This is a genomic window from Sulfuricurvum sp., from assembly GCF_019163035.1.
Lineage (GTDB): Bacteria > Campylobacterota > Campylobacteria > Campylobacterales > Sulfurimonadaceae > Sulfuricurvum.
The window spans coordinates 1-5,152 of record NZ_JAFLKV010000016.1; the positions used below are offsets into that span (position 1 = coordinate 1).

Consider the following 5,152-nt stretch of genomic DNA (forward strand, 5'->3'; position numbering starts at 1 on the left):
CGATGGAAGAAGCAAGTCGAAATCTCTTTGACATAATGAACGCTTTGATCAAAGAGTCTGAAGTCAACACCATAACTAAAAAATAACAATATATTATAACTATAAAAATTTGGATTATTAAAAGGATTAAAATATGTTTGTATCAGCGAGAAAGTTTATAGAACTTGAACAAAAATGTGAAAGTCTTCAAACTGAAAATCGTTTACTAAAACAAGAACTTTTGTCCTATCAATCTAAAGATGATGAACAACTATTTGAATCATTATCTATGGCAGATGAAAGTCAAAAATACCGTTTAGAGCATTCAGTAGCATCTAAATTTACATCGTCAACCATTGACGGTCTATCAATTGTGTATAAAACGTTTGAGAATATCTTAGCCGGTTTAAAAGAAATTAGAGAACTAATTATCATAGAATCCAGCGAGCTCAAAAACTCTCAAAGTGAAATAAAAGATTTTTCGGTTTCACTTGAAACGCTAACTGAAATACTTGGGGACTCAAATGCACGTATGAAAGGATTGGTCGAGGGGGTAAGTGGTGTCGGTCAAATCGTAGCATTGATTAATGATATTGCTGATCAGACAAATCTTTTAGCACTTAATGCTGCGATCGAAGCGGCACGTGCGGGCGAACATGGACGTGGATTTGCCGTTGTCGCTGATGAAGTTAGAAAACTTGCCGAACGAACGCAACAGGCGACAAAACAAGTGGATGTTAATATTAGAATTGTTCGACAAGAATCGGATACCATTGGTGCATTGAGCGATAAAATGGTTCAAATTTCCGCGAGTACTAAAAATTCGGTCACCCAATTTAGTAACACGATGTCTAGTTTTTCACACACATCTGACAAGATTTCTACAGCTAGTGAAAATTTGCTTGGTTTCGCATTTGGAAGTTTTGTAAAAATTGATCATTTATCCTATAAAGCTAATGCGTATGCCTCTGTATTCAGCAGTTCTCCGACTCTTGATGCCTATTTACCTGAAACAAATGACTTTAAAGGGTGGTATGAAACCATTCAGATAGCTGATTCAAATAAAAAACATGATTTTTCCAATGTAGAAAAATATCAGAAGGAATCTATTCAATATGTTTCTGAAATTATTCATTTATTGGAAGGTGGAACGTATGGAACAAAACAAGACAGTATCCTTTCTATATTTGAAAAAATCGAATCTGTGAGTCAAAATCTTTATGCTGCAATTGACAGAGCTTAATAGATGAATCAATTTACTAACAAAGTGATACAAAAAATATGACATCCGAAAATGAGTTGCTAAAAGAGTATAGAAATATTGTTGATGATAATTTTATTGTCTCAAAAACAGATGTTAAAGGCAATATCATCTATGTAAACCAAAAGTTTTGCGAAATATCAGGCTATAGCTCTTCTGAACTGTTAGGAAAACCGCATAATATTGTCCGTCATCCCGATATGCCTGCAGCTAGTTTCAAAGCGATGTGGTCAACAATCTTAGATAAAAGGACGTGGAGAGGGAGAATCACGAATCTTAATAAAAATGGCAAACCGTATATCGTTGAGTCAGTTGTTTCCCCTCATTTATATCCTGATGGAACCATCAAAGAATTTATGGCAGTTCGCTATGAAGTAACTGAATTTATCGAAGTCGGTAAAAAATTATTAGAAGAGAAACAAGCACGCGAGCAACAAAAGATAGAAAATGAGATACTTCAAAAAATTAATGATGCAAAAGACTCCTTTCTCGTAATTTTTACCCATGAACTCAAAACCCCACTGAATGCCGTTATCACTTTTTCAGATTATATTCGCAATACCCTTGCGGGAAAAGGAGAGGATTTCGAAGAGTTGGTGGAGCTGTCTGATAGCATACGTGAGAGTGGTTTATTGATGCTGAGTACAGTAGAAACACTATTGGATTTAGGAAAGCTGAAAGCGAATAAACTAACGTTTCATTTTAAAGAGTTTGATGTCGGTTTGAATATTCATCGTTTGGCTTTGAACCACAAAGTCCTTTTAATGAGCAATAATCTTGAACTCGATATATCGATAGACGACAATGCGTTCCTTACCAGTGATTCAGTCTATTTTTCGAAAATAGTGACAAACCTCCTTTCCAACGCGATCAAATACGCCGGATCTCGAATCTGTATTTCATTTCATATTAGCACAAATGATTTTATTTTTACCGTAGAAGATGACGGTGAGGGTATTGCGTTAGAAAATCGAGAGAAAATCTTTGAATTGTTCGAACAGGTAGATGATTCGCATCTGACACGACAAGCAAAAGGAACCGGAGTAGGGCTTCATTTTATAAAGCTTCTCTGCAACGAAATGGGCTATACGATTCGATGTACAGAGTCCGTTTTGTTGGGTGGGGCTTGTTTTGAGATTGTTGGCAAGACGACATCGAGTATACATAAAATAGGGGTGAAATAATGCGAACAATTTTAATTGTTGATGACGACAAAAATAATCGTACCGCGATCAAGTTAAATATAATAAAGAATCCTGATATTGCTATTTTTGAAGCTGAGAATGGGAAAAAAGCATTAGAAATATGTGCTTCTGAAAGAGTTGACATCATTTTTATGGACATTATGATGCCGGTTATGGATGGGATTGAAGCAACGACGTTAATAAAAAAAGATTTTCCCAATATTATGATTATAGCGATATCCGCGATGGATGATGATTATCATAAATCGATGATGCTTAAAGCCGGAGCAGAGGACTACATTAGCAAACCCTTTCATCCGGATGTTCTTAAAAAGCGGCTCGTTAACTATTTGCGCTTGATCGTTAGCCGATCATCTCAGGATGTACATCTCTCTAAAATCAACCTTTTTAAAGAGTCCGTTTATGATCGTCGAGTAAGTTTCAAGATTGTGAAGGAGCCGTCTTTGGCCCTTTTCTGGGAAGAGTACCTTCTTTCAGAGCGCTATAGTGATATGCCGCTTTTATGCGATGGAGTACGTTCTTTATATGATGTGGGACTAGAGCTTTTAAATACAGGGTCCCGATTTAATATACACTGTGAAGAAAATGAATCGAATTTGTTTTTTACGTTAGAATCGAGCCATATTCTTGAATTAGATGAAGTCAATGCTATTTTGGATCGAGAATTTTCTCAAGGTGAATATCTCATTTCAAACAATCTCATCTCTTGCCGTATTTGTATAGAAGAAAAGCAAAATGGAGCCCTAGATGATTCTTCTGTATCGGTGCAAGAAATAGCGGTTTCAAAGGATTACACGACTATCATAAATCACACTTCTCATCATAAAATGTCGGCAGCAGAATATATCAGAGGATTCGAAGATGATTTATCAGACAGACGCGAAGAGTTTGAAAAAGCGTATGATGAACTAGACTCATTTATTTATAACATATCAAAAAATAATGATTATACTCAATTGCATTTAATCGGCGAAATCATAGTCGGATTATCTCATCAAATAGAACGGTTGTTTGAGTTTCATTTACTTGCACAATCGGTTTTTTTGTTAGGCGAAGCGTTCATTGAATTAGAGATTGAATCAATCGATGACCATTTAAGAAAATTGATTATTGAACTTTTAAATGGGTTTTTAACTGATTTTGATTGCTGGATTAAAGAAATATTTATCGATATGAGTGCGAAAGATATACATTATCTCGATAATTCACTTATATCTTGTTTTGCTCAAATCACCTCTTTGATTAAGCAGAATAAAGAGGTTGAGGATGAGGTAGAACTATTTTTGTTTTAAAAAGCAAAAATATCGTCCATATCCATAGACTCTTGGGGTGCACTTTCGGTTGCTGTTAGCATTTCACTAAGCATTTGCGCGTTACTGGTAATCGTATCGTTCATAAAGTTTACACTAGGTGCACCCTCATAGAAGATTGCTTGAAGCCAATTGGTTAGATCCAAACCGAATGTTTTACAAAATAGCCCTAAGGATGAGGACTTATCGATAAAGGTTTGAACATTATCTTTAATACTAGATGAGAACAAATTTAGTGCTCTGGCTATTTCATAGCTTTCAGAGTAGATCGATGCCGACTTTCCGATTCTTTCAAGAAAAAATGCGATTTCATCTACTTCTTCAGCTCTAATATCACCGCTTCCTACCATTAATAAAAGGGTGTTTAATCGGGTCAGATTTTCTTTAATGTCTTCTAAATCTTCTTCATCCATGTAGTTATAAATTTGATATTGGATGATAGTTTCTGTCTCGGTGTAATCGGTAGTTGCTGATGTAACAATAGTTTGTTCTATCAGATTTTCATCCGTTATCGGTTTAGAAATTTGAGTCGCCACATCATTACATATAATTTCTTTGGATAGTACTACTCTCTCGCGAGGGATCATAACGGTGACTTTATAGTGTTCAAATTTATATGTATTAAGTTCCGGGATTTTATTTAATATCGCAAAAACTCGATCAGGATTAATCTGACTTATCCCCTCTATCGTAAAATAGATATTTTTATCCGATTCTTCTACCCATATATGAGGCGTCAAATTGATATTGACTGCTAAGACCGCAATATCATAAATTGCGCGGATAGAATCCGAAAGACGGGTTGAGGCTTCATGAGAGTTAAGAATACTTTTTCCGACGTTGCATCGACGACATGCATCGGTTAACGTTCTGGTTTCTTGAGTTTCCAGAAGATAATATTCCCAAAATTCCGCTAGTACATCATGTTCTTTGATGAAATAGGAGATAGTTCTACCGTAAGTGTCATGACCATAAAGATTATGAGCTTCGTGAATCGAAAGATGCAGTTTGCGTGACTTGATAAGATCGATATAGTTATCTAAGCGTGAATAAAAAAGATCCGAAGAGATGGGTTTTTTGATGTAATCTTCCGCTCCGCTTCGGAGAATACGACTGCGTAACTCAGGATCTTGCGAGTCAGAGGAGACGATGATAAAAGCTTTCGGGTTTTTATCACGGATCATTGTGGTTGCTTTGGCACTGTCCATTTCAGAAACTTCGACATCGATAAATATCAAATCATAGTGTTCGTTTTCACAAAGCATAACGGCTTCACCGCCGCTTTCGGTTTCAGAAATTTCAATTTTTTCTCGTTTATCATGGGCGTAATCATCCAACATGATGCGAAGCTTAGTGCGGCTTTGTTTGTTTTGGTCTACTATCAATATTTTTTTCAT

4 protein-coding genes are annotated in these 5,152 nt (G+C 35.9%); 3 read left to right on the forward strand and 1 reads right to left on the reverse strand.

All coding sequences use genetic code 11. From position 1 onward, the window contains the following. Positions 1-133 precede the first annotated feature (133 nt). From JZU62_RS01595 to JZU62_RS01605, 3 genes are read left to right on the forward strand one after another with little or no spacing between them, the layout of a single operon-like run. Positions 134-1,222 carry a methyl-accepting chemotaxis protein gene (locus JZU62_RS01595; protein WP_295011250.1) on the forward strand — a complete coding sequence of 363 codons (1,089 nt, stop codon included), beginning with the start codon at positions 134-136 and terminating at the stop codon, positions 1,220-1,222. A gap of 38 nt (positions 1,223-1,260) precedes the next feature. Next, the gene (locus JZU62_RS01600) at positions 1,261-2,424 is read left to right on the forward strand and encodes a PAS domain-containing sensor histidine kinase (RefSeq protein WP_295011252.1); all 1,164 of its coding nucleotides are present in this window, start codon (positions 1,261-1,263) and stop codon (positions 2,422-2,424) included. Next, the gene (locus tag JZU62_RS01605) at positions 2,424-3,737 is read left to right on the forward strand and encodes a response regulator (RefSeq protein WP_295011254.1); all 1,314 of its coding nucleotides are present in this window, start codon (positions 2,424-2,426) and stop codon (positions 3,735-3,737) included. The genes JZU62_RS01600 and JZU62_RS01605 overlap by 1 nt, the downstream gene beginning before the upstream one ends. Here the strand turns inward: JZU62_RS01605 and JZU62_RS01610 are convergent. Next, positions 3,734-5,152: response regulator (locus JZU62_RS01610; RefSeq protein WP_295011256.1), on the reverse strand; the 1,419-nt coding region annotated here is incomplete at its 5' end. The genes JZU62_RS01605 and JZU62_RS01610 overlap by 4 nt on opposite strands.